The organism is Acidihalobacter prosperus (assembly GCF_000754095.2).
Taxonomy (GTDB): domain Bacteria; phylum Pseudomonadota; class Gammaproteobacteria; order DSM-5130; family Acidihalobacteraceae; genus Acidihalobacter; species Acidihalobacter prosperus.
In genome coordinates, this window is record NZ_JQSG02000002.1 from 398,501 (window position 1) to 424,120 (window position 25,620).

Genomic DNA, 25,620 nt, shown 5'->3' on the forward strand with positions numbered 1-25,620 from the left:
CATGGCCTTCGACCCGGCGCGCGTCAGCGCCTCCTTCGACTTCGACCGCGACACCCTGGACGGACTGCGCCGCGACTGGCTGACGCTGCTCGATCTCAGCGTTTTCGGCGCGGTGAAATCGAGCAAGATCGGCGCGGTCGACCGCCTGCGCCGGCGCCTGCTGGAAATTGGCGAAGGCCTGCGCTCGCTGACCAACGACCGCAGCTGGATTCCGCACCCTCGAGAACAGATCAAGGGCGCCATGGGTGCCAGCGTGAAGCTTCGCGACACCTTGCTCGGCCTCGAACGCGCCGCCCAGCCGCTCGACGGCGGCGACGATTTCCCGCGCTTCGAGCACGAACTGCTGGATTTCCGACGGCGCCTGCTGCAACTGATCGAGCGCCACGAAACCCTCTGGGCGGCCCTGCTCGACGAGCAGTACGAAGAAGACACCGAAGAAGACGACTAGTCAGCCAGTCCGTATGTCGGCGAATTGACGCCGCCCGTCGTGAAACGGCGACAGTTGCCGGCGCTGCGTCAGCACCCGCATGATGGACGTTAGCGGCCCGCATCGACGCAGGCTGCGACGACAACCGCACCTTCATGGAGGCATCATCATGCAACAACGTCCGCTGACACACGCACTGGGACGCATCGCCCTGGGCGCGAGCTTGGCCCTGCCGCTCTCGGCCTTTGCCGTACCCGGTTACTGGACCGACAGCGCCGGGCAGCTGGTCCACACCGGCAACGGCGAATGCGTGCGTACCGGCACCTGGAAACCGGCCGACGCCAACAGCAGCTGCGATGCCGATCTGATGCCCAAGCCGGCGCCGGCGCCCGCGCCGATGCCGACCGCCATGCCGGCGCCCAAGCCCGCACCGGTGATGCCGCCACCTCCCCCTGCACCGAAGATCATCACCCTCAACGAGCAGGCCAGCGGCAAGGCCCATCTGGGCTTCAACAAGTACAAGATCACGCCGGCGCAGCAGAAGCTGCTGGACGCGCAGCTCAAGTCGGTCGACCCGAACAGCGTGCAGTCCGTCGTCGTCACCGGCTACACCGACCGCATCGGCAGCAAGGCCTACAACATGAAGCTGTCGCAGAAGCGTGCCCAGTCGGTCGCCAGCTACATCGAGCAGCGCTACAGCATTCCGGCCGAGAAGATGACGGTGGTGGGCAAGGGGCCGGCCGATCCGGTGGCCACCTGCACCGGCGTCAAGGGTCGCGCGGCGCTGATCAAGTGCCTGGCGCCCAATCGCCGCGTCACCGTGGCGATCAGCTGGATGCACAAGGTCGTGCAGCATCCCGAAGGCACGATGACGGCACCCCAGCAGTAAGCTTGGGGTCCGATACGGCGGCGCCTCCCCGGAGGGAGGCCCGCCGTCCTATCTTCTAGTCGCCGGCCCGCCAAGCGCGCAGGCGATACCACATCAGACCCACCACCTCGTGCGCGACCTCGGCCATGGTGGTGGCCGCCCGCGTCTGTGGGATCCAGCCCAGCGCGCCGCGCTGTGCCCAGCTACGGTTGGCGAAGCCGACCGGCGCCGCCACCGGATCGAGCCCTGCATGACGGAAGGCCCACATCGCGCGCGGCATGTGCCATGCCTGGGTCACCAGCAACACTCGGGTGATGCCCAAGGGTTTGAGAATTTTCGCGCTCTCGCGCGCATTGCCCCAGGTACTGCGACTGCGCGTGTCTTCCCAGCGCGTCTTCAGGTGGAATTCGTCGGCGAGCACGTGCGACATCAGTTCCGCCTCACTGTAGCGTTCGCCAAACCAGTCGCGCCCGCCGCTGACCAGGATCGGCAGACCGCTGCGACGCGCCAGCCAGGCGGCATAACGCACGCGTTGCAGGGTCAGCAGGGTCACGGTGTCGCCGTCGCCATAGGCCGGCGCCGGGCGGCTGCCCCCGCCGATGACCACAATCGCCTGCGCATTGTCCGGCACCGTGCGCAGCGGTGGGTTGTGCGACTCCCACACGTCGGCCAGCGGATAGACCACCGCGGGGATGCTGCCCGCATAGGCGAGGACAAAGCCCACACCCGCAAGCGCGCCGCCTATCCGGCGCCGGCGCAGCAGCAGCAGAAGCAAGCCCAGCCCCAACACCAGCAGCGGGCCGGCCGGGGGCAGGATCAGCAATTCCAGCAAGGTTCTAGACCACATCACGGGGTTCCCTTGGCGCGTGCCTCACGCAACCACGACAGCAGCGTCTCGGCATCCATCGGCCGTGCGACGAGATAGCCCTGCAGCGCCGGGCAGCCGTGCACCTGCAGGCAGGCCCGTTGCGCTGGGGTCTCGACGCCTTCCGCAATCACGTCGATATCCAGTTCGCGCCCGAGCTGGAGGACCGTGCGTACCGCAACCAGGCTTCGCGGATCGTCCGGCAGGCGCTGCACGAATGTCTTGTCGATCTTGATGCCATCGACGTTGGCACGACTCAGGTATTCCAGGCGCGCATAGCCGCGCCCCCAATCGTCGAGTATCAACCGGTGCCCGGATTCGCGCAGCGACGACAACACCCGCTGCTGCGCAGGCGAGTCCTCGATCAGGACGTTTTCCAGGATTTCGAAGGCCAGCCACTCGCGATGCAGCAGCCCGCTACGCTCGATCGCCGCGGCCACCCGTGCCGGGTAGGTCTGATCCGAACACTGTGCAACCGAAAGATTGACCGCCACACGCATCATGTCCAGCCCGGCGCGCTCCCATCCACGGAGTTGCTGCAACACGGCATCCAGCACCCAGTCGTCCAGCTCGCGCATCATGCCGACGGCCTCGGCCGTCGGCACGAACTGGTCGGCGACGAGCAATCCCAGCCCGGGATGACGCCAGCGGACCAGTGCCTCCAGACCGAGCATGCGGCCATCGTCGCTTGCGACCACCGGCTGGTAATGCATCTCAAGCTGATCGCCGATGATCAGCGCGTGACGCAGATCGCGCTCGATGGCAACCTGCCGTTCGGCGTGCTCGCGCATCCAGCCCTCGAAGACCACGCAGCGGTTGCGGCCGTCGTTCTTGGCGTGGCGCAGCGCCCGATCCACGTTCTGCCGCAACACTTCGACGCGATCACCATCGTCCGGGAACAGCGCGACCGCTGCGCTCGCGGTCACATGGATCTGGCGGCCGTCGACCGAATAGGGCGATTCACCCAGCCGCTCCACCAAGCATCTACCGAGTCGCGCCGCTGATTCGCGATCGGCATCGCGGGCGATCACGGCGAATTCGTCGCCACCCAGCCGCGCCGCCAGCTCATCACGGCCGACGATCTTGCGGATGCGCTCGGCTGCCGCCTGGAGAATGCGGTCGCCCACACTATGCCCCTGAGCGTCGTTGACGCGCTTGAAGTGGTCGATATCGATGAACAGCAAGGCCGTGCGGGTCTGCTGCAACAGCAGCCCGGCCAGATATTCGTCGACACGGTAACGGTTCGCCAGCCCGGTCAGCGCGTCATGATAGGCCAGATGGCGCACCTGCCGCTCCAGTTCGCGCTGCTCGCCGACGTCCTGGAATACCGCGACATAGTACGTCCCGCTTCCCGCATCGCCGTCGACGCGCGCCACCGAGCCGGCCAGCGGGCAGGTGCTGTCGTCGCTGCGACGCAGCACCGTATCGCCGCGCCAGTACCCCTGACCGAGCAGCGTCCGGGTCATGGCACGCATACCGGAGCGCCGGCGCCCCCATGGCAGCAGCGCGTAGGCGCGGATACCCCGCAATGCCTGCGGCGCGTAACCCGATATGCGGCTGAAAGCCGGGTTGGCGGAGACGATGCGCCAGCGATCGTCCAGGATCACGATGGCGTCCGCCGAGCTGTCTACGGCGCGGATGTTGAGTTCGAGGCGCAGATCGCGGTGCGCATTGTCGGCTGCGTGAGCGATGTCCTGCGCGGTTTCGGCGAGCAGGCCGTGCAGACTCGCGTCGTCGCTGCTGGCCTCCAGCGACACCAATAGCACCGCCATGCCGCCGCCCGTCGGGTACAGCGGCAAGGCCGTCATGAGCCTGTCCGGCCGATCCGAGCAGGTGGCCGTGGCCGCACGCGCTTCGACGACGGCCTGGCGCAGCAGACGGTGGGTAGGACCCTCGCCGCGCCGTTCGCCGGCTGCGTACGGCGCGGCGCCTGCCATGGCCCGGACCGTGAAGGCGTCGTCCGCCGTCGAGAAGATACCGATCATCGCGCCCGTCATCGACGTTTGCGCGGTCAGCACGTCGCAGGCATCGCGCCACAGAGTTTCCTCGTCGGGGCGCTGTGCGATCAGCCGATTGAGCGCGCCCACCGCCCGATAATGCTGGGTCATGCGTCGCAGGGCCGATTCCGTGGCATTCGCGCGGTCCGCCTCGCCGCGCGCATGCCACGCCAGGCGGACGAAAAAATACAGCAGCGGCAGGCCGACCAGGGTGGTGGTGACGGCTGTCGTGACGATCACCGCAAACGGCAGGTACCCGGTCAACGCCAGGAAGACCAGAGGGGCGATGATCTCCGCGCCGGTCAGCGCGGCCGCCAGCCCGAATACCACCAGCCAGGTCCCCGGCAGGCGGCGGCCTCTCGGTCCAGACGGGCCGGCTGACGCTGCCTCGCTCATCGGCACCTGCTGGCCGGCGGGCTGGATGCCCGGCGGTTAGCCCCCAACCGGCGCCACATGCTCAGAGCACGCCGCTTGCCTGCCGGTCGGCATGATAGGAGGAACGCACCAGTGGCCCACTGGCCACGTGGGAAAAACCCATGGCTTCGCCGACGGCACGCAGGTGTTCGAATTCGGCCGGCGGCACGAAACGGCTGACCGGCAGGTGGTGGCGCGACGGCTGCAGATACTGCCCCAGCGTGAGCATGTCGACCCGGTGCGTCCGTAGATCGTGCATCACGGCCTCCACCTCTTCCAGGCTTTCGCCGAGACCGAGCATCAGCCCAGACTTGGTGAGCACGTCCGGATGCGCGCCCTTGAAGCGTTCGAGCAGCGTCAGCGACCATTGATAGTCCGCACCCGGGCGCGCCTGTCGATACAGACGCGGCACGGTTTCCAGATTGTGGTTGAACACGTCGGGCGGCGCGCTCGCCAGCGCTGCCAGCGCGGGTTCCAGACGGCCGCGAAAATCGGGCACCAGCACCTCCACCCGCAGCGAAGGGTTGAGCGCGCGCGCGCGCGCCACGCAGGCGGCGAAATGTGCCGCGCCGCCGTCGCGCAGGTCGTCGCGGTCGACCGAGGTGATCACCACGTAGGACAGCCCCATTTCGCGGATGGTGTGCGCCAAATGATCGGGCTCCTTCGCATCCAGTGGATTCGGACGGCCGTGCGCCACGTCGCAGAACGGGCAACGCCGGGTACAGATGTCGCCCATGATCATGAACGTGGCGGTGCCGTGATCGAAGCACTCGCCGAGGTTCGGGCAGGAGGCCTCCTCGCACACGGTATGCAGCGCGTTCTCGCGCAAAATCCGTTTGAGACGTTCAACGCGCGGGCCGCCCGGCACCTTGACCCTAATCCATTCCGGCTTGCGCGCCGGCCGCTCGGTAGGTGCGATCTTGATCGGTATGCGCGCCATCTTCTCGGCGCCGCGCTGTTTATGACCGCGTTGCGGTCCGCCCTTGGCGATCTCGCTCATGCCCTGTCGATTCCGTGATGACTGTGTCCAGAGGCGGCAGTGTACCCCAGTCGGCGGGCCAGGCGCTCGGCAAGCGCCTGGCCCGCCGTCCATAGATCGAGCGTGATGCCGTAGTCGGCCAGCCGCGCCACCTCGAGACCACGGTAGCCACAAGGGTCGATGCGCGCGAAGGGCGCCGGATCGAGATCGACGTTGAGCGACAGGCCGTGATAACTGCAGCCATGGCGCACGCGCAGGCCGAGCGCGGCGATCTTGCGCCCGTCCACATACACCCCGGGTGCCTCCCGGCGCGACTCGCCGGCGATACCGTGGGCGGCCAGCAGTTCGACCACGGTCTGCTCCAGGTTTTCCACCAGCGCGCGCACGCCGAGACGCAGGCGCCGCAGATCCAACAAAACGTAGAGCACCACCTGACCGGGGCCATGGTAAGTCACCTGACCGCCGCGATCGCTCTGCACCACCGGGATGTCGCCGGCATCACGCACATGCTCGGCGCGCCCGGCCTGGCCGAGCGTGAAGACCGGCGGATGCTCCACAATCCAGAATTCGTCGGCCGTATCCGCGCCGCGGGCGGCGGTGTAATCGCGCATGGCCTGCCACACGGCGGTGTAATCACGCCGCCCCATGTAATGCACGCGCAGTTCCGGCGACATGTCAGAGCGCCATGGTGACCAGTTCGCAGGCCGTCAGCGCACGGTAGATGGCATCGAGCTGCGCGCGGTCGGTGGCTTCGATGGTCACGGTAAGGCTGAGATAGCGCCCGCCGCGACTGAGATTCTCGCGCACCGCGTCGTCGTCGACCGTGGCCGCGTGCTCGCGGATCAAGGCGAGCACGCGGCCACGGAACTCGGGCACCGCGGGCCCGAAGACCTTGATCGGGAAACGGCAGGGAAATTCGAAGGAGGTCTCTGCCCCGTCCTGTTCCCGATCGCTCATGGACACTCGCCTCCGGCACGCAAGGCGGCCTTGCAGTCTTGGTACCACTCCGCCATGCGGCGCCACACAGGCCCAGGCCGGCCGTCGCCGACCGGCTGGCCGTCCAACCGGGTCACGGCCATCACCTCGCGGGTCGAACTGGTCAGCCAGATTTCGTCGGCGCGGCGCAGATCGGTTTCGGAAATCGCCCTTTCCGCCCACGGCAGGCCGTGGCGCTGCGCCAGTTCGAGCACCAGATCGCGCGTCACGCCGGGCAGTAGCGCGGGCCCCTTGGGCGGCGTCGACAACATGCCGTCCGCAACGATGAACAGACTGCTGGCGCTACCCTCGAGCACGGCACCGTCGCGCACCAGGATGGCTTCGTCGTCGCCGGCATCCAGCGCCGCCTGGCGCAGCAACACGTTCGGCAGCAGGGTGATCGCCTTGATGTCGCAGCGCGCCCAGCGCGTATCCGCCATCAACCGTGCCGACGCGCCCGTCTCGAGCCGTGCCGGCTCCGGTGCGCGCAGCGGATGGGTCATGGCAAACACCGTCGGCTTCACATCCGCCGCCGGGAAGGCATGGTCGCGTTTGACGTCCGCGCCCCGGGTCACCTGCAGGTAGACGCTGTGATCGCCGGGGCCGGCCGTCGCGACCAGCTCCTGCAGCAGTGCGCGCCACGTCGCACGGTCGTGCGGGTTGCCGATGCGGACCGCCGCCAGACTGGCGTCCAGGCGGTCTAGATGCGCTGTCAGACGGAAGAGATGCCCGCCATAGGCCGGGATCACCTCGTAGATGCCGTCGCCGAAGAGAAACCCCCGGTCGAGGACCGGCACGCAGGCTTCGGCCAGCGGCAGGAAGCGCCCGTTGAGATAGACGCGGCTCACCGCTGCGCCTATTTGTGCTCGAACCACTGCAGCACGGTATCGCGCACCCGCTGCCACAGATTGCCCTCGGGATCGGCCTCCAGCGCCACCAGCGGCACCTGCGCGACCGGCTTGCCGGCCAGGCTGACCTTGACCTCGCCCACGGTCTGACCCTTGGCAATGGGCGCCTTGAGCGTCGGGTCGAGCGTCATTTCGGCCTTGAGATTACGGTACTGGCCAGAGGGCACCGTGACGTAGAGATCCCGCATCAGCCCCAGTTTGACGTGCTCGTGCGCGCCGCCCCATACACGCGCCGTGTTCAGCGACTGGCCGGCACTGTACAGCTTGTGGGTGGAGAAAAAGCGGAAACCGTAGTTGAGCAGGGCTTCGGACACGCGCGCGAGGTTGATGTAGTTCTGCTCGCTGCTGGCCTTGGGCAGATTCACGCCCATCACCACAGCAATCAGCCGGGTGTCGTTACGCACCGCCGACGAAGCCAGGATGTAACCGGCCTCGCTGGTATAGCCGGTCTTGAGTCCATCGACGCTGGGATCGCGCCACAGCAACTTGTTGTAGTTGTACTGCTTGATCTTGTTCCAGGTGAACGATTTCTCCGAGAAGAAGTGATAATACTCGGGAAACTGGGTGATGATCGCGCGCGACAGCTTGGCCAGATCCAGCGCCGAGGTGTAGAGATCCGGCTCCGGCAGGCCGTTGACGTCGGAATAGTGGGTGTTCGCCAACCCCAGCTGTTTGGCGTAGGCATTCATCAGCGACACGAAGGCGCCGGTAGTGCCGGCCACGCCCTGCGCCAGCGCCACCGCGGCGTCGTTGCCCGAAGGCACCAGCAGACCCTGCAGCAACTCCTTGACGCTGACGGACGAGCCGGGGTTCAGGAACATCCGCGAGCCGCCCTGACGCCAGGCCTTGTCGCTGACGTGGAACTTGGTATCGAGCGTGATGCGCCCGGCCTTGAGATCTTGGAAGACCACGTAGGCGGTCATCAGCTTGGTGGTACTGGCCGGTGCGCGACGCTCGTCGGGATCCTTCTCGGCCAGAATCTGCCCGGTACGGTAGTCCATCAGCACATAGGATTTGGCACCGATCGGCGACATCGGCGGCACCGGCACGGGCAGTGGCGGCGTCGGGCCAGGAGCCGCCGGCGACGCGGCGAGCGCCTGACCGGCGAACAGGCTGACGAAAAGCAGGACCAACGAGCGGAACACTAGGCGCATATCAACGGACCTTGACGGGTGAACGAGGGAGGATGTGCATCGGGGCCTGCGATTCTAACCCCGGTGCCGCGATTGGGAAACGCCGACGCCTCATCTCACTCCACGCCGACGCGAAAATGCTGAATACCGAGCGCGTTCATGCGCTTGGCTGCGGCATCCGCGGCCGCCACGTCCGCGAGCGGGCCGAGACGCACGTAATACAGCGTCTGGTTGGGGCCAACCTGGCCGGACTGGATGATCATCGGCCCGAAACCGCGTAACGCCAGTTTGGCCTGGTAGCGCTTGGCATTGGCCAGTTCGCCGAAGGCGCCGACCTGGATGTAGATGTGCGGCGTCGGCCCGCCGTGAGCGGCATCCAGCGGCGGCGGCGGGTTGGCGGCGGGATTGCGCGGGTTGATCGCCTGCACTTCGACCAGCGCCGTACCCGGGCCGATCATGCCCAGCCGTTTCGCGGCGGTATAGGACAGATCGATGATGCGATTGGCCACGAAGGGGCCGCGGTCGTTGATCTCGACCACCACCTTCTTGCCGTTCTCGAGGTTGGTGACCCGCACCCAGGTGCCAAGCGGCAGCACCTTGCTCGCGGCGGTCATCGCATACATGTTGTACGGCACACCGCTGGCAGTCAGCTTGCCGTGGAAATTGGGACCGTACCAGGAAGCGATGCCGCGGCGTGAGTAGTCCTGGGCGGTCGGCAGCACGTAGTAGCGCTTGCCGAACACCACATAGGACTGACCGCCTCCGGAGGGTGGCGGACCCGCGCTCGGCGGCGGCACGACGGCACAGGCTGACATCAGCAACACCGGCGCGAGCGCCGCCGCTAGACGCCAGCGCGGGCCTTCGCATCTGCTCATGGCGCGTGTTTGCCGGCGGCCTCCGCCGCGCCGGCCGGATGCCGGTAAGCCTGTTCGATCGCTTCGCTGAGCTGGTACACCGCCATCGCATAGAGCGCGCTGGCGTTATAGCGCGTGATGACGTAGAAATTGCGCCCGGTCACCCAATATTCGGAATCCTGCCGCAGTTGCAGGCCGACCAGCGCATAGCGCCCTTCGGCCGGCAGGGCGCGGCCGGGGCGAACACCCGCCGCGGCCAGCATCTTGGGCGTCAGCTGAGGTTTGACGCTGCTGGACAGCCGCTCGTAACCCTTGCCCTTGACGCGTGCCGGCACCGCGACAAAGCCCCCCGCCTGCCAGCCGTGGCGGGCCAGATAGTTGGCGACGCTGCCGATCGCATCGACCGGGTCGTTCCACAGGTCGCGCTCGCCGTTACCGTCGAAATCGACCGCATAGTGTCGGTAGCTCCCCGGCATGAATTGCCCCTGCCCCATGGCGCCCGCGTAGGATCCCTTGGGCTTGAGCGGGTCGATGCCCTCCTGCCGCGCCAGGAGCAGGAACTGCGCCAGCTGGCGGCGGAAATAATCCGCCCGCGGCGGGTAGTCGAAACCCAGCGTGGCCAAGGTGTCGAACACCGGATAGCTGCCCATGCGCCGTCCGTAGAAGGTCTCGACGCCGATGATCGCGGTGACCACCTGCGGCGGCACGCCATAGGCCTTCTGCGCGCGTTCGAGCGCTGCGCGGTGCTGCTTCCAGAAGACCACGCCCTCGCGTATCCGCTTCTCGGTCAGGAATATCGGGCGGTATTTGTACCAGGGCAAGGCCTCGGCCGGGCGCTTCATGGCGGCGATCACCGCGGGCTGCGGCTGCGCCTTGTCGAACAGGCGTTCCAGATAGGCCTTGTCGAATTTGTCGTGGGTCACCAGCTGCTGGATGAAACTCTGCACCTCTGCACGATGCGCAAAACCGGCGTCGGCGGCGCGGGCGGCGGGCAGGCAAGAGGGGATGAGGACGAGCAGCGCGGCCAACCGGCGGACCGGGGCGGGGAGGAAGCGATTCAATGGGCCACCAATCTGCGATGCGAGTGTATGCCCATGAGCATACCGAAAGCCGCCAGGATGGTCACCATCGAGGTGCCGCCGTAGCTCACCAGCGGCAACGGCACGCCCACCACGGGCAGCAGGCCGATGACCATGCCGACGTTCACGAACACATAGACCGAGAACATCATGCTCAGGCTGCCGGCCACCAGGCGCGAGTAGGTGTCCTGCGCGCGCAGCGCGATATCCAGCCCACGCAACACAATGAACACGTACAGGGCCAGCAACAGCAGCACGCCGATCAGACCGAACTCCTCGCCGAACACCGAGAAGATGAAGTCGGTCGAGCGCTCGGGCAGGAAGTCGAGCTGGGCCTGGGTGCCGTTGAGCCAGCCCTTGCCGTAGACGCCGCCGGAACCCACCGCGATCATCGACTGGATGATGTGGTAACCGGCCCCCAGCGGATCGCGTTCGGGGTTGAGGAAGGTGAGTACGCGGTTGCGCTGGTAGTCGTGCATGAAATGCCAGATCACCGGCAGCGAGGCCAATCCCAGCAATACGAACGCCGCCAGCGTCCGGTATCGCAGCCCGGCGAAGAAGATCACGAACGCGCCGACCATGCCCACCAGCAGCGCGGTGCCGAGATCGGGCTCCTTGGCGATCAGCATCACCGGCAGCAGCACGATCACACCGGCGACCGTGAGCTGGCCCGGCGTCGGCGGCAGGGCTCGTTCGGCGAAATACCAGGCCAACATCATGGGTACGGCCAGCTTCATGACCTCCGAAGGCTGGAAACGCATGAATCCCAGGTCCAACCACCGCCGCGCGCCCATGCCGATCTGGCCGACCAGCAGCACGGAGACCAGCAGCAGCAGCCCGGCAAGATAGATCCATGGCGCCCACTGCCGCAGACGCTCCACCGGCACCTGGGCGATCAGGAACATCACCAGCAACGCGATCATCAGCCGCGTGGCCTGGCGGGTCACCATGTCCGCATTCTCACCGCTCGCGCTGTATAGGATGAACAGCCCGGTGGCGATCAGGGCCAGCAGCGCCAACAGCAGCACCGGATCGACATGCAGGCGGCGCAGCCAGTACGTCAGCCCCGAATCCATGCCCTGATGCCTCATGAGGCGTCGCCCGTCGCCGGCGCGCGCGTGGCCGTATCCCTGGGCTCGGTCGGCTGCAGATCGAGCTGCGTCGGCAGGTTCGACTTGAGCACCAGGCGTCCGTTGCGCAGCTCGGTGTTGTGCTTGAGGTAATAGTCGATCATCCGCCGCGCGACCGGAGCGGCGCTGACGTCGCCGCCGCCGCCATGCTCGACCACGACCGCGACCGCAATCAACGGATGATCGGCCGGAGCGAAGGCGATGAACAGGCCGTTGTCGCGCAGACGATAGGGAATCGTGCCTTCTCGGGCATTGTCGGAATGGATGTGCGAGGTCACCTGCGCGGTGCCGGTCTTGCCGGCCACCACGTAATCGAAGCCGCGGAACTGCCGATAGGCCGTGCCGTCAGGCCGCTGCGTGACATTGCGCATGCCCTTGAGCACCGCGCGCCAATAAGCGGCGTCCTTGAGGCGGATCGCCGGCAGCGTCTCGGGCGGACGCGCCCGGACGTCGCGGGTCACCGGATCGCGCACGGCGCGCAGCAGACGCGGGCGGAATCGCTCGCCGCGCATCGACAGCGCCGCCGTGGCATCGGCGAGCTGCAGCGGCGTGGCCAGCATGAAGCCCTGACCGATGCCCGCGACCACCGTGTTGCCGGGATACCAGACCGTATTTTTGGTGCGCCGCTTCCAGGCCGGCGTCGGCAGCAACCCGCCCATCTCGCCGGTAGTGTCGATGTCGGTTTGCCGGCCGAGCCCGAACCGCGACAGAAAATCGTGCATGCGCTCGATGCCAAGCTGATAGGCGAGTCGGTAGAAATACACGTCGACCGACTGGGTGATCGCCTTGGAGACGTCGGTCATGCCGTGGCCATAGCGGTTCCAATCGCGATACTTGCGTTTCGCCGGATCGCCGGGAATCTGCCAGTACGGGCCGCAGAAAATGCGCTGATCGGTGGTGACCACGCCGTTGTTCAACCCTGCCAGCGCCATGAACGGCTTGATCGTCGAACCCGGCGGGTACTGCCCCGCGAGTGCGCGATTGAACAGCGGGCGCCAATCATTCCCGCGCAGTTCGGCGTAGCGCTTGCTGGAAATGCCGTCGACGAACCAGTTGGGGTCGTAGCTCGGCGCACTGACCATCGCGAGCACGTCGCCGTTGCGCGGATCGATCGCCACGGCTGCGCCTTCGCGCCCCTCAAGCGCCGCCTCGGCGACGGACTGCAGCCCAGCGTCCAGGCTCAGGATCAGGTCGTCGCCCGGGACCGGTGGCTGATGCGACAGCACCCGGATCTGCCGGCCCTTGGCATTGACCTCGACCTGATCGTAACCGACCCGCCCGTGCAGGCGGGTCTGGTAGTAGGCTTCGATGCCGGTCTTGCCGTAATGCGTGGTGCCTTCGTAATTTTCCGCGTCGACCTTCTGCAGCTCGGCAACATCGATGCGGCTGACATAGCCGACCGCGTCCACCATCGCGCCGCCAAAGGGGTAGTAGCGACGCAGTCGCGCCTTGATGTCCACGCCAGGAAAACGATAGCGCTCGACCGCGAAGCGCGCCACCTCCTCGGGGCTCAGATCGAAACGCAGCGGCACGGCCTGGAAGGGCCACTTGCGGCGCATGGTCTGCCGGAAACGACGGATATCGTCGGGAGTGAGTGCGACGACCGACTTGAGTGCCTCCAGGGTGCGCGCCATGTCCGGCACCTGTTCGGGCGTGACGTCGAGGCTATAGGAAGGCACGTTTTCCGCCAGCAGCACGCCGTGACGGTCGTAGATCAGACCTCGAGGAGGCGGCACCGCCACGATATGCACGCGGTTGTCGTGCGACAGCGTGGCGTAGTGCTCGTGATCGATCACCTGCAGATAGATCAGGCGCGCAGCCATGGCCCCGTACAGGCCGACCACGACCAGCGCCATGACCAGGGCGCGCCAGGCGAACTGGCGGCGCTCCTGACGCGGATCCCTCAGCGACTGACGGTCGGACACGTCTCCCCCCCAGGTTCAGGCCCGGCTCAGCCCTTGGCGCGCGCGGCGCTTGACAGGATTTCGGCGCGTGCCGCCTCCAGCCCCTCGATACCGTCGACCTTGACCCATTTGCCTGCTTCCAGCGCCTTGTACTGCTCGAAGAAGTGCCGAATCTGGCCAAGCAGGAACTCGGGCAGGTCGTCCGGCCCCTTGATGTGCGCGTAGGCCGGATACAGCTTGTCGACCGGCACCGCGATGATCTTGGCGTCCGGGCCCTTTTCGTCGGTCATCTGCAACATGCCCACCGGGCGACAGCGGATGACGCTGCCGGCGTAGAGCGGGATCGGCGTGACCACCAGCACGTCCACCGGATCGCCGTCCTCGGACAGGGTGTGCGGTACGAAGCCGTAGTTGCAGGGATAGACCATGGAGGTGCCCATGAACCGGTCGACCATCAGGGCGCCGCTGTCCTTGTCGATCTCGTATTTGACCGGCGGCGCCAGGGCCGGGATCTCGATGACCACGTTGAAATCGTCGGGCAGGGCCTCACCGGCCGGCAGATTGGCGAGATTCATGATTGTCCTCAAGCGTTTGATGTATGAATGGATGGATGGCTGAGGGGCGGCGCGCCGGGACGGCCCCGCACGCCGGGAACGCGCCCTCTCAAGCGCTGCGGGGCATTATACCCGCGGCGGACGCCCGGCGCCTGCACGCATGCCGGGCGTCCGCCTTGCTTGCGCGCCCACCGGCCAGCCGGTATAAGTGGCGCCCACCATCTCCATTATTCAAGACGGCAGAGGTTCGCGCGGCATGAGGATCGTACTCCTGGGAGCGCCCGGCTCGGGCAAAGGCACGCAGGGCCAGAAACTGGTCGAACGCTATGGCATTCCGCAGGTCTCAACCGGCGATCTGCTGCGCGCCGCGGTCAGCGACGGCAGCGCACTCGGCCGCGAGGCCAAGGGCTATATGGACGCAGGACAGCTGGTGCCGGACAGCGTCGTTCTCGGCATGATCCGCGAACGCCTGACTCGCCCCGACGCCGCCCGCGGCTACATACTCGACGGTTTCCCGCGCAACCTCGTCCAGGCCGAAGCGCTCGACCAGATGCTTGCCGAAACCGGCCAGCCGCTGGATCTCGCGCTACTGATCGACGTCGACATCACCACGCTCAAGCAGCGCCTGCTCGGGCGGCTCACCTGCAGCGCGTGCGGGGCAGTCTACAACAGCTACACCTCGCCGCCGCGGCGTCCGGGCGTGTGCGATCAATGCGGCGGCGAACTGGTGCACCGCGCCGACGACAACGAAGCGACCATCGACAAGCGCCTCGGCGTCTATGAAGCGCAAACCATGCCGCTGATCGAATACTACGCCGGCGACAACCGCCTGCGCCGCATCGCCGGCATCGGCGACATCGACACCATCTTCGCGGCCATCACCGCCGACATCGAAGCCAGGCTGTCCCAGCAGACGGGCCGCTAGGCCGGTGCGGCACCTTTGCGACGGCGGGCCGCCCGCAACGTGCCGATGCGACTAGCCCGCTTCGCCGGCATCGCGCTGGCGGCGGTATCGCTGCACGCCCCCGCGGCCCATGCGGCCGGCGGTGAAATCGGCGAATGGGCGCTGTGCCCGATCGAGCCGCGGACGCCCGTACCGCGCTATGGCGACCACCTGGTGCATATCCATGCCGACCGCGCATTCCTGAACCCGCGCGGCGTCTCGCGGCTGGAAGGCCGCGTGCAGCTGACCCGCGGCGACCAGACCCTGCTGTCGGACGCGATTGACTTCGACAATGCCACCCAGCTCGCCATCTCGCCCGGCCCGCTGACGCTGGAAACGCCGGACCTTAAGATCAACGGGCAGCACGGACGTTACAATTTCGGCGGTCAGACCGGCACGCTCGACCTCGCCCGCTACCATCTTTACCCCGCGCACGCGCACGGCGAAGCCAGCCGCATCCGGCGCCTCGGGCCGGACCGGACCGCTCTCAGCCAGGCCACCTACAGCACCTGCCCCATCGGGCACCGCGCCTGGCAGCTGTCGGCCAGCGACGTGCACCTCGACCAGCACGACGATATCGGTACCGCACGCAATGTCCTGATCCGATTCAAGGGCGTCCCGATCCTGTACACGCCCTATCTGAGCTTCCCGCTGAGCAACCGCCGCAAATCGGGCCTGCTCCCACCGGTCATCGGCCAGACCACCAACGCGGGCTTCCAATATCAGCAGCCGATCTACTGGAACATCGCACCGCAGGCCGATGCCACCCTCACGCCAGAAATCTTCAGCAGCCGCGGTTTCGGACTCGGCACGCAACTGCGCTATCTCGGCACTCGCAGCTACAGCGAACTCAACACCAACTATCTACCCCATGACCGGCTCTACGGCGGCGCGCGCTATCTGTTCTCCTTCCGCCAGCACGCCAATCCGACCGACGACCTGTCCACCTACGTCGACTACAATCGCGTTTCCGACCCCAACTATTTCAACGACCTCGGCACCACGCTGCGCAACGTGGACACCACCTTCCTTGGCCAGGGCGCAGGCATGAGTTATTACGGCGGAGACTGGTCGCTGTCCGCCATGGGCCAGCAATACCAAGTGCTGGACCCCGCCCTGCCCGCCAGCGCCGCGCCTTATGCGATCCTGCCCCAGGTCGATTTCAATGCACGGATCCCCACGCCCGGCGACCGCCTGCGGCTGAGTCTGCGTTCGCAATGGTCGCGTTTCGAGCGCCCGGGCAGCGTGACCGGCAATCGGCTCGACCTGATGCCGACCGCGCGTCTGCCGTTGAGCGGCGCGGCCTGGTTCCTCACGCCCGCCGTATCCTATCGCTATACCGCCTACCAGCTGCAAAACCAGCTCCCCGGCGACCCGGCGGCCCCCAGTCGCAGCCTGCCGATCGCCAGCCTCGACGGCGGCCTCTATTTCGAACGCAGCGCAGGCGCGCACACCCTGCAGACCCTGGAGCCACGCCTGTTTTATCTGTATGTGCCCTACCGCAACCAGCAGGCATTGCCGGTGTTCGACACGACCGCCTTCCCGCTGACCTTCAGCCAGATGTTCGCGGACAACCGCTTCGTGGGCCCCGACCGCGTCAGCAACGCCAACCAGCTCACCGCAGCCCTCACCACGCGCTTCATCAACACCGACACCGGGCGCGAACTGATGAGCGCCAGCCTGGGCCAGATCTTCTATTTTCAGCCGCAGCTGGTTACCCTGCCAGGTCAGCCTGTCGATACCGCGCGGCGGTCGGATTATGTCAGCCAGCTCAACGTGGCCATCGCGCGCAACTGGTGGGCCAATGCCGGCATCAACCTGAACCCGACGACCCATGTCGTCGACACCGCCACCTTCAATGCCCAGTACCGGGTGTCACAGGACCAGCTCATCAATCTCGGCTATCAGTTCTATCGCCAGCAATACGATCAGGCCAGCGTGTCCCTGGCATGGCCGATCACCCAGCGCTGGCAGATCGCGACCAGCCTGAGCTATTCGCCACAGGCCAAGCGTCTGCTGCAGGCCTTCGCCGGCATACAGTACGATACCTGCTGCTGGGCCTTCCGCCTGCTCGCGCAGCGCTACCTCACGACCCTCAACGGCAGTTACAATGAGGGCATTTCCTTCGAACTCGTCCTCAAGGGGCTGGGCAATCTCGGCACCCCGATCGGCACCTATCTACAACGGACCATTCCCGACTATGTACCTCCTGCCTAAACCGATTTCGCGTCTCGTCCCAGCACTGCTCGCCCTGACACTCGCCTTCGCGGCGACGCCGGGCGCCCGTGCCGACACCTCGCCGCAGCTGATCGACCGCATCGTCGCCGTCGTCAACGACGGCGTCATCACCCAGCGCCAGCTTGACGAAAAGACAGCGGAAGTCGCGCAGCAGCTGCAGGGCTCCGGCGAGACCCTGCCCAGCCACCAGGTACTCGAACGCCAGGTACTCAAGCGCATGGTCGTCGACAAGTTGCAGCTGCAAACAGCCAAGCAGATGGGCATCCAGATCGACGACGCCACGCTCAACGACACGCTCAACACGATCGCCGCGAACAACAACATGACGCTTGACCAGCTGCATCGGCGCGTGGTCGCCAGCGGACAGCCCTGGCCGCGCTTCGTCCAGAACATCCGCGACCGCCTGACCGTGCAGAAACTGGAGCAGCGCGAAGTCGGCGACCGTGTCCACATCACCCACCAGGACGTGCGGGACTTCCTGGCGCAGCATGCCAACCAGCTGGATCCCGGTGTCGAATATCATCTGGCGCAGATCCTGATCCCGATCCCCAGCGCGGCCGACCCCAAACAGATCGAGGCGGCCCTGAACAAGGCCGAGGCCATCCGCAAACAAGCCGAATCCGGCACCGCCTTCAGCAAGCTGGCGATCGCCGACTCGGCCGGGCAGAACGCATTCAAGGGCGGCGACCTCGGCTGGATGACCTCCGACCAGATGCCGACCTATTTCGTACGCACCGTCAACGTGCTCAAGACCGGAGAGGTCAGCCGACCGATCCGCAGCCCCAGCGGCTACCACCTCGTCAAACTGCTCGGTACGCGCGGCGGCAAACAGGAGAAGATCACCGAATACAAGGCGCGCCAGATTCTGATCACGCCCAACGCCACCCTCACCAACGCTCAGGCCAAGGCCAAGATCGAACGCCTGCGCAACGAAATCCTGCACGGCGCCAGCTTCGCCAAACTGGCACAGGCCAACTCCATGGACCCCGGCAGCGCCGCCAACGGCGGTGACCTGGGATGGCTCAACCCGGCGCAGCTCGTACCCCAGTTCAGCAAGGTCATGGAATCGATACCGCTGGACCAGCTCAGCCAACCCTTCCATTCGCCCTTCGGCTGGCATCTGATCGAGGTCACCGGCAAGCGCGAGGTCGACAGCACCGAGAAAATGCTGCAGGCGCAGGCGCAGAACATCCTCTACCAGCGCAAGCGCGCCGAAGCGCTCGATATCTGGCTGCGCCGACTGCGCGACGAGGCCTACGTCGACATCCGGCTCGCCCCGTCCAGCGACGGCAAGCCAGCCGCCGCCGCGTCCTGAGCGCGTGAACCCGGCACCACTGGCGATCACCCCCGGCGAACCCGCCGGGATCGGCCCCGATCTGATCGCGCAGCTCGCACAGGTCCGGCGCTGCGACGACTGGGTCGCCGTCGCGGCGCCGGACCTGCTCGCACGCCGTGCCGAGCGACTCGGCCTGCAACTCGATCTGCAGATCGTCGAACCCGACATGCCGCTGCCGCCGGCACGCAAGGGCGCGCTGCGCGTGCTGCCCGTGCCGCTGCGACGCATCGAAACGCCCGGCCATCTCGACCCCGGCAATGCCGGCTACGTGCTCGACACCCTGCGCGAGGCCATCGACGGCTGCCTGCGCGGGACGTTTTCCGCCCTGGTCACCGGGCCGGTCCACAAGGGCGTCATCAACGATGCCGGCATCCCCTTCAGCGGGCACACCGAATTCCTCGCGGAACGCTGCGGCGGCGTCCATCCCGTGATGCTGCTCGCCGCCGGCAAGCTGCGCGTCGCGCTCGCCACCACCCATCTGCCGCTCGCGGAAGTCAGCGCCGCGATCAGCGCCGACAGGCTGACGCGCGTACTGCGCATCCTCGATCACGACCTGCGCGCCCGTTTCGGCCTCGCACACCCGCGCATTCTGGTCTGCGGGCTCAACCCCCATGCCGGCGAAGGCGGCCACCTCGGGCGTGAGGAAATCGACACCATCGCCCCGACCCTGGAATCTCTGCGCACCGAAGGCCTGAACCTCGTCGGTCCACTGCCGGCGGATACCCTGTTCACGCCGCGGCACCTGCCCCATGCCGATGCCGTGCTCGCCATGTACCACGACCAGGGGCTGCCGGTCCTCAAATACGCCGGCTTCGGCGAAGCCGTGAACATCACCCTCGGACTGCCGATCGTACGTACCTCGGTGGACCACGGCACCGCGCTGGATCTGGCGGGCAACGGGCGGGCCCAGAGCGGCAGCCTGGCGGCGGCCATCGATCTCGCCGCCGTGCTGGGCGCGCGCGCGACCGCGGCCGCATGAGCCACGTCCCGCGCAAGCGCTTCGGGCAGCACTTCCTGCACGACCACCAGGTCATCGAACGCATCGCCGCGGCCATCGCGCCCCGCGCCGAGGACGCCCTGATCGAGATCGGCCCCGGCGAAGGCGCACTGACCGCCGCACTGCTGGCGCGCATCGACCGTCTCGATGCGGTGGAGCTCGATCGCGACCTGGTACCGCGCCTGCGCACGCGTTTCGGCGGTCGTCTCGACGTGCACGAGGCGGATGCACTGCGCTTCGACTTCGCCGCCCTCGCACCGGCACAGGGGCTGCGCATCGTCGGCAATCTGCCGTACAACATTTCCACTCCGCTGATTTTCCATCTGCTCGAAGCCGCACCGCACATCCGCGACATGACCTTCCTGCTGCAGCGAGAGGTCGTGCAGCGTCTGGCCGCCACGCCCGGCAGCAAGCCCTACGGCCGGCTGTCGGTGATGGTGCAGTACCGCTGTCGGGCCGAGTCCCTGTTCGAGGTCGGCCCCGGCGCCTTCACGCCGCCACCGAAGGTCGATTCCGCACTGGTACGCCTGACACCCTGGCCGGCCCCGCCCCACCCGGCGCAGGACCCGCGCCTGTTCGCCCGCTTGGTCGAGCAGGCCTTTTCCCAACGCCGCAAAACCCTCGGCCGGGCGCTGCGAGGCCAGGTCGAGGCCGAAGATTTCGCGCAGGCCGGCATCGATCCCGTACGCCGGGCCGAAACGCTGTCGGTAGCCGAGTTTGTCGCCCTCGCCAACACAGCTCGAACTCGCACGGCCATCGGCAGTCCTAGTTCTTAGGACGCGCGCGACATCTCGGCAGCCGACGGACCGCAATCGCCGGCAACCGCGACACGCAGACTGCTAGACTTGCAGCAACCACCTGTCAGGGAGGCACGCATGTCGAACCCCACTCCGCCCAATGCGCTCGCCGAACTGGGCCAAAGCATTTGGCTCGATTACATCCGCCGCGACCTCATGAGCTCCGGCGAATTGCAGCGCATGGTGAGCCAGGAAGGGCTACGCGGCATGACCTCCAATCCCGCCATCTTCGACAAAGCGCTGTCAGAAGGCGGGCTCTACGACGCAGCCCTGGTCGAGGCCTACCGCAGCGACCCGCAACTGACGCCCCAGGAACTCTTCTTCGCCCTCGCGGTGGAGGACATCCGCGCCGCCGCAGATCATTTCGCCGACGTCTATCGCGCCAGCGGGCGTCGCGACGGCTTCGTCAGCCTGGAGGTTTCCCCCGAGCTTGCCCACGATGCCGACGCCACGGTCAACGAGGCGCTGGCGCTGCACAATCGGGTCAATCGTGCCAACGTCATGATCAAGGTGCCGGCCACCCGCGCAGGCCTGCAGGCCATTCGCCACCTCACCGAAGCGGGCATCAGCATCAACGTCACCTTGCTGTTCTCCGTGTCGCGCTATGCCGAAGTGGTCGAAGCCTATCTCGACGGCCTGGAAGCCCGCCTGGATCGCGGCCTTGCGCTGGGCGGCATCAGCTCCGTCGCGAGCTTTTTCGTCAGTCGAGTCGACAGCCTCATCGACGACCGTCTTGCGGAGCACCCAGCCCCCGAGGCGCAGGCCCTGCAAGGCCGTGCCGCCATCGCCAACGCACAGCTCGCCTATGCCCATTTCCTCGTCGTCGCAGAGAGTCCCCGCTGGCGACGTCTCGCCGAGGCCGGCGCCAACCCGCAGCGCCTGCTGTGGGCCAGCACCAGCACCAAGAACCCGGACTACCCGCCCCTGCTCTACGTCGATGAACTGGTCGGCGCGCAAACCGTGAACACCCTGCCGCCGGCCACCTACCGCGCATTGTTGCAGCGCGGCCAGGCGCCCGTCGCCACGCTGCCGGGCGACGTCGACGCCGCGCGCGAAGCCGTTTCGCGCCTCGCCGAGTTCGGCATCGACCTGCCAGCGGTCACCGACCGACTCGAAAGCGACGGCGTGGCAGCCTTCGCCGACGCATTCCAGCACCTGCTCGGCGGCATTGCGGCCCGCCTCGACCGCATCAAGGCCGATGCATGAAGGATGGTGCCCGCTGCCACACCCTCGCGGACGCCGACAGGCTTTACGCCGCCGTCGCCGACCGGGTAATCGCGCTGGCCGAGTCGGCCGTTGCCGCACGCGGCCGCTTTCACCTGGCCCTTGCCGGCGGCAACACCCCGAGACGCCTCTACGAGCGCCTGGCCGCGCGTGACGACACCGACTGGAACCGTTGGGAAATCTGGTTCGGCGACGAGCGCTGCGTGGCGCCGGAACATCAGGACAGCAACTACCGCATGGCACGCGAAACCCTGCTTGCGCATGTCCCCATTCCGGCCTCGCAGGTCCATCCGATGATCGCGGATCCAGCGATCGCACCGGAGCGCGCGGCCGCCGACTATGCCGATGCACTGAGCGCGCATCTGCCGCAGCAGGCCGGCTGGCCGATACTCGACGCCGTGCTGCTGGGGCTCGGCCCCGACGGGCACACCGCCTCGCTGTTCCCCGGCACGCCCATCCTGGACGTGCTGGACACGCCGGTCGCGGCGGTCCATGTGCCGCGCCTGTCCGCCTGGCGCATCTCGCTGACGCTACCGGTGCTGGCGCACGCGCGTCACCTGCTGTTCGTGGTGGAAGGCGCCGGCAAGAGCGACGTGCTGGCACGCCTCGCGCGCGGCCCCGCCGCCGGCGAGCCGCCGCTGCCGGTCGAGCGCGTCTCGGGACCACGCGCCGAGTGGTATCTCGATGCGGCCGCGCGGGGCAGCGCATGAGGTTGCTGGCCGGCGACATCGGCGGCACCAAGACCTTTCTGGTGCTCGCCCGCTTCGACGAGGAGGGCGGCATGGAACGCCTGCACGAGGCGCGCTATCCCAGCGCGGCACATGCGGATCTCGCGCCCATGGTCTCCGATTTCCTCGCCACCGCCCCTAGCGGCCCGCAGCGCATCGACGCCGCCTGCTTCGCGCTTGCAGGCCCGGTTCAAGACCAGGGTGGACACCAGCAGGCCCGCCTCACCAACCTGCCCTGGCAGCTCGACAGCGAACGCCTCGGTCGCGTCCTCGACATCCCCTACGTCGCCCTGATCAACGACTTCGCCGGCATCGGCCACGGCCTGCCGACTTTGTCCCCCGATGCGCTTGCGACGCTGCAGGCGGGTCTCCCTGATCCTGCCGCGCCACGCCTGGTGGTCGGCGCCGGCACCGGGCTGGGCGTGTGCACGCTCTGTCCTGTCGGCAACGGGCCGCCCCGCTTGCTCGCGGCCGAGGCCGGTCACGCCAATTTCGCGCCGGCAGACGCGCGCCAGCTCCGCCTTGCCGAACACGTCCTCGCCCGCGAAGGCCGCTGCACACGGGAACATCTTCTGTCGGGCGCGGGCCTGCGGCGCGTCTATGAATTCGTCTGCGCCGAAGCCCATCGCCCTCCCGGACCCGCCCTCGCCGCCGGCGATCCACCCGCCGCGATCGCTGGCGCGGCGCTGGCCGATACGGACCCGCTGGCCGCCGACGCGCTCTCGCTGTTCGTCGCAATCTACGCCGGCCAGACCGCCGACCTCGCACTCGCCGTGCTGCCCTTCGGCGGCGTCTATCTGGCGGGCGGCATCGCTCCCAAGATACTGCCGCGACTGCGCCAGCCCGACGTCGTCGCCGCCTTCACCGACCGGCCGCCCATGCAGGCGCTGCTTGACGCAATGCCCCTTCACGTCGTGCTCGACGAGCATGCCGGTCTCGCCGGTGCGCTCGAATACGCGCGTCGCCTGGCAGCGGCGGGCGCTGACAAGAGTTAAGACCGCGACCGGCGGTGCCGGTATAATGGCCCCATGACGACGACCCCAGACTATGCCATCGAAGTGGATGTGGAGACCGAATACCTGTCCGGCGAATCCGACCCGGCAGGCAACCGCTACGTCTTCGCGTACACCATCACCATCCTTAACCGCGGCGTCCATCCCGCACGCCTGCTCTCGCGCCACTGGCTGATCACGGATGCCGACGGCGCGATTCAGGAAGTACGCGGCCCCGGCGTGGTAGGCGAACACCCGTATCTGCGCCCTGGCGAAGCCTTCCGCTATACCAGCGGCACCCAGCTGCCCACCGCGGTGGGCAGCATGCAGGGCAGCTATCAGATGATCGCGGACGACGGCACCCGCTTCGACGCCACGATCGAACCCTTCGTGCTCGCGGCGCCGCGCACCCTGCACTGACCGCCATGTCGCTGCGTGGCGCCTACACTCTTTGGGCTCCCGTCTACGATGCCCTGCTGGCCAGCGGCACGCACGCGCTGCGCGCACGCAGCCTCCGGCGACTCGGCTCGCAAAGCGGGCGTGACATTGTCCTGCTCGGCATCGGCACCGGTCTAGACCTGCCCTCCCTGCCGCCCGGTAACCGCTATACCGGCATCGACCTCACGCCAGCGATGCTCGCCCGCGCAAATCGGCGCGCGCAGCGGCTGGATCTGTCGATTTCGCTACAACTCGGCGATGTCCATCGACTCGACCTGCCCGACGCCAGCTTCGACGCCGTGATCCTGCATCTGATACTGGCCGTGGTTCCCGACCCCGTCGCCTGCCTGCGCGAGGCCGCGCGCATCGCCAGGCCCGACGCGCCGCTGCTGATCCTCGACAAATTCCTCAAGCCCGGACAAGCGGCGCCGCTGCGGCGGCTGATCAACCCGCTGATGCGACGCCTGGCCACGCGCACCGATGTAGTCTTCGAGGCCGTGCTTGCCCAGGTACCCGGGCTGCGCCTCCTCGAAGACCGCCCCGTCGCCGCCGGCGGCTGGTTCCGCGAAATCACCCTGGAGCGGCGCTAGATGGCCGTGTACGCCATCGGTGACCTGCAGGGCTGCCTCGACCCGCTGCAGGCCCTGCTCGAACGGTTGCGTTTCGACCCCGCCGCCGACCGGCTGTGGCTGGTCGGCGATCTGGTCAACCGGGGGCCGCAGTCGCTCGAAACCCTTCGTTTCGTGCGGGCCCTAGGCGAGGCCGCGGTGTGCGTGCTAGGCAATCACGACCTGCATCTGCTTGCCCTGGCAGCCGGCGTCGGCACCCTGCGCCGCGGCGACACCCTGCAACCGGTGCTCGACGCGCCGGATGCGGCCGAACTACTCGGCTGGCTGCGTCTGCGCCCCCTGCTGCATCACGACACCGCACTCGGCTGGACCCTGGTACACGCCGGCCTGCCACCCGAGTGGGACGTGCCGCAGGCACGCGCCCGCGCCGCGGAGGTCGAGGCCGAACTGCGCGACGCACCCGCAGCGCTATTCGAGCACCTTTACGGCGACCAACCCGACCGCTGGTCGGAGACGCTCGGCGGCGCGGCGCGACTGCGCTTCATCGTCAACGCGCTGACCCGCATGCGCTACCTGGACCCTCAGAGACGCCTCGACCATCGCTGCAAGGACGCGCCAGGGGCGGCAGCAGACGGACTCACACCCTGGTTTCGGGTCGCCGGTCGCCGCAGCGTCGATGCGCGCATCGTCTTCGGTCACTGGTCCACGCTGGGACTGATCAACGAGCCCCACCTCGTCGCACTCGACACCGGCTGCGTCTGGGGCGGCACGCTCAGCGCGGTGCGCCTCGACGCCCCTCACCGCCCGCTCACCGCCATCCCCTGCCCTCAGGCCCACCGGCCCAATGGCGGGGCACGCTAACCGAAAACACCTGAATCCGGAAGCAGCGTCACTCAGCGGGAAATACGCGCAAGACATCCGATGCCTCGCCGAAAATCAACCGAAACGTCGCCCCAGAAACACAAAAGGCCTACCGGTCAAGGTAAGCCTTTCATCAAATAATGGCGCGCCCGGAAGGATTCGAACCTCCTACCACCTGGTTCGTAGTCAGTAATTTACCTGTTTCAGACAACATCAGCCAATCCCAATAAACAGTATATCTAGTTGATTTATATAGGTTAGAAATATCAACCCATCTCAGCTAGAATCACCAAAACTCAAGCCAAGTGTAACCCAAGGTGTAACCCAAGAATGCCTGGGTTACACATCTAGTCCATACGTATACGTAAACATATAGGTATACGTATAGGGCTACGTATAAGGCGCTACGT

General features: G+C 67.0%; 25 protein-coding genes. 13 read left to right on the top strand and 12 right to left on the bottom strand.

The genetic code is table 11. The features are described from left to right. Position 1: 1 nt before the first annotated feature. Positions 2-448 (top strand): hypothetical protein, encoded by a 447-nt coding sequence (locus THPRO_RS05930; RefSeq protein WP_038088375.1) that lies wholly within the window; start codon positions 2-4, stop codon positions 446-448. A gap of 148 nt (positions 449-596) precedes the next feature. Continuing rightward, complete coding sequence (locus THPRO_RS05935) at positions 597-1,316, top strand: OmpA family protein (RefSeq protein ID WP_052064171.1); 720 nt, start codon at positions 597-599, stop codon at positions 1,314-1,316. 55 nt (positions 1,317-1,371) lie between these two features. On the opposite strand, the gene THPRO_RS05940 is transcribed toward THPRO_RS05935, so the two are convergent. The 12 genes from THPRO_RS05940 to ppa form a co-directional block, all read right to left on the bottom strand. Then, a complete protein-coding gene (locus THPRO_RS05940; RefSeq protein ID WP_038088378.1) occupies positions 1,372-2,142 on the bottom strand; it encodes a YdcF family protein in 771 nt (256 codons plus the stop codon). After that, a complete protein-coding gene (locus tag THPRO_RS05945; protein ID WP_065089350.1) occupies positions 2,142-4,553 on the bottom strand; it encodes a putative bifunctional diguanylate cyclase/phosphodiesterase in 2,412 nt (803 codons plus the stop codon). The genes THPRO_RS05940 and THPRO_RS05945 overlap by 1 nt, the downstream gene beginning before the upstream one ends. Positions 4,554-4,614: 61 nt before the next feature. Further along, entirely contained in the window at positions 4,615-5,571 is a 957-nt protein-coding gene (lipA, locus tag THPRO_RS05950) for a lipoyl synthase (protein WP_038088388.1), read from the bottom strand. After that, positions 5,568-6,224, bottom strand: a complete 657-nt coding sequence (lipB, locus tag THPRO_RS05955; RefSeq protein WP_065089351.1) for a lipoyl(octanoyl) transferase LipB — start codon at positions 6,222-6,224, stop codon at positions 5,568-5,570. Before lipB ends, lipA begins: the two co-directional genes overlap by 4 nt. Before the next feature lies 1 nt (position 6,225). Continuing rightward, positions 6,226-6,507 carry a YbeD family protein gene (locus tag THPRO_RS05960; RefSeq protein ID WP_038088391.1) on the bottom strand — a complete coding sequence of 94 codons (282 nt, stop codon included), beginning with the start codon at positions 6,505-6,507 and terminating at the stop codon, positions 6,226-6,228. After that, entirely contained in the window at positions 6,504-7,373 is an 870-nt protein-coding gene (locus THPRO_RS05965; RefSeq protein WP_038088394.1) for a D-amino acid aminotransferase, read from the bottom strand. The genes THPRO_RS05960 and THPRO_RS05965 overlap by 4 nt, the downstream gene beginning before the upstream one ends. 8 nt (positions 7,374-7,381) lie before the next feature. Further along, positions 7,382-8,587 carry a D-alanyl-D-alanine carboxypeptidase family protein gene (locus THPRO_RS05970; RefSeq protein WP_065089352.1) on the bottom strand — a complete coding sequence of 402 codons (1,206 nt, stop codon included), beginning with the start codon at positions 8,585-8,587 and terminating at the stop codon, positions 7,382-7,384. A 95-nt stretch (positions 8,588-8,682) separates the two neighbouring features. After that, positions 8,683-9,441 carry a septal ring lytic transglycosylase RlpA family protein gene (locus THPRO_RS05975; RefSeq protein ID WP_052064173.1) on the bottom strand — a complete coding sequence of 253 codons (759 nt, stop codon included), beginning with the start codon at positions 9,439-9,441 and terminating at the stop codon, positions 8,683-8,685. Then, on the bottom strand, positions 9,438-10,481 hold the full coding sequence (gene mltB, locus THPRO_RS05980; RefSeq protein ID WP_161489937.1) for a lytic murein transglycosylase B: 1,044 nt from the start codon (positions 10,479-10,481) through the stop codon (positions 9,438-9,440). Before mltB ends, THPRO_RS05975 begins: the two co-directional genes overlap by 4 nt. Further along, positions 10,478-11,575, bottom strand: coding sequence for a rod shape-determining protein RodA (rodA, locus tag THPRO_RS05985; RefSeq protein ID WP_038088396.1), 1,098 nt, complete (start codon positions 11,573-11,575; stop codon positions 10,478-10,480). Before rodA ends, mltB begins: the two co-directional genes overlap by 4 nt. Positions 11,576-11,586: 11 nt before the next feature. Further along, positions 11,587-13,554, bottom strand: a complete 1,968-nt coding sequence (gene mrdA / locus THPRO_RS05990) for a penicillin-binding protein 2 (RefSeq protein WP_065089353.1) — start codon at positions 13,552-13,554, stop codon at positions 11,587-11,589. Positions 13,555-13,580: 26 nt separating this feature from the next. Continuing rightward, complete coding sequence (ppa, locus tag THPRO_RS05995; protein WP_038088400.1) at positions 13,581-14,108, bottom strand: inorganic diphosphatase; 528 nt, start codon at positions 14,106-14,108, stop codon at positions 13,581-13,583. A gap of 235 nt (positions 14,109-14,343) precedes the next feature. Between ppa and THPRO_RS06000 the strand changes: the two genes are divergently transcribed. The 11 genes from THPRO_RS06000 to THPRO_RS06050 all read left to right on the top strand — a co-directional run bounded on the left by THPRO_RS06000 (position 14,344) and on the right by THPRO_RS06050 (position 25,210). Further along, on the top strand, positions 14,344-15,012 hold the full coding sequence (locus THPRO_RS06000) for an adenylate kinase (protein WP_038088403.1): 669 nt from the start codon (positions 14,344-14,346) through the stop codon (positions 15,010-15,012). A gap of 45 nt (positions 15,013-15,057) precedes the next feature. Beyond that, positions 15,058-17,247, top strand: a complete 2,190-nt coding sequence (locus tag THPRO_RS06005) for an LPS-assembly protein LptD (RefSeq protein WP_082954472.1) — start codon at positions 15,058-15,060, stop codon at positions 17,245-17,247. Beyond that, entirely contained in the window at positions 17,231-18,583 is a 1,353-nt protein-coding gene (locus THPRO_RS06010) for a peptidylprolyl isomerase (protein ID WP_065089354.1), read from the top strand. Before THPRO_RS06005 ends, THPRO_RS06010 begins: the two co-directional genes overlap by 17 nt. 4 nt (positions 18,584-18,587) lie before the next feature. Further along, positions 18,588-19,583 (top strand): 4-hydroxythreonine-4-phosphate dehydrogenase PdxA, encoded by a 996-nt coding sequence (gene pdxA / locus THPRO_RS06015; protein WP_065089355.1) that lies wholly within the window; start codon positions 18,588-18,590, stop codon positions 19,581-19,583. Next, positions 19,580-20,377, top strand: coding sequence for a 16S rRNA (adenine(1518)-N(6)/adenine(1519)-N(6))-dimethyltransferase RsmA (rsmA, locus tag THPRO_RS06020; RefSeq protein WP_038088406.1), 798 nt, complete (start codon positions 19,580-19,582; stop codon positions 20,375-20,377). The genes pdxA and rsmA overlap by 4 nt, the downstream gene beginning before the upstream one ends. Positions 20,378-20,476: 99 nt before the next feature. Then, on the top strand, positions 20,477-21,604 hold the full coding sequence (tal, locus tag THPRO_RS06025) for a transaldolase (RefSeq protein WP_065089356.1): 1,128 nt from the start codon (positions 20,477-20,479) through the stop codon (positions 21,602-21,604). Continuing rightward, positions 21,601-22,332, top strand: a complete 732-nt coding sequence (pgl, locus tag THPRO_RS06030) for a 6-phosphogluconolactonase (protein WP_038088409.1) — start codon at positions 21,601-21,603, stop codon at positions 22,330-22,332. Before tal ends, pgl begins: the two co-directional genes overlap by 4 nt. Continuing rightward, positions 22,329-23,345, top strand: a complete 1,017-nt coding sequence (gene glk, locus THPRO_RS06035; protein ID WP_038088412.1) for a glucokinase — start codon at positions 22,329-22,331, stop codon at positions 23,343-23,345. The genes pgl and glk overlap by 4 nt, the downstream gene beginning before the upstream one ends. Before the next feature lie 33 nt (positions 23,346-23,378). Beyond that, positions 23,379-23,762: a Co2+/Mg2+ efflux protein ApaG gene (gene apaG / locus THPRO_RS06040; protein WP_038088415.1), complete on the top strand. Its 384-nt coding sequence runs from the start codon at positions 23,379-23,381 to the stop codon at positions 23,760-23,762. Between the two features lie 5 nt (positions 23,763-23,767). Beyond that, complete coding sequence (locus THPRO_RS06045; protein ID WP_038088418.1) at positions 23,768-24,370, top strand: class I SAM-dependent methyltransferase; 603 nt, start codon at positions 23,768-23,770, stop codon at positions 24,368-24,370. After that, positions 24,371-25,210, top strand: coding sequence for a symmetrical bis(5'-nucleosyl)-tetraphosphatase (locus THPRO_RS06050; RefSeq protein ID WP_038088421.1), 840 nt, complete (start codon positions 24,371-24,373; stop codon positions 25,208-25,210). The last annotated feature ends 410 nt before the right edge of the window (positions 25,211-25,620 follow it).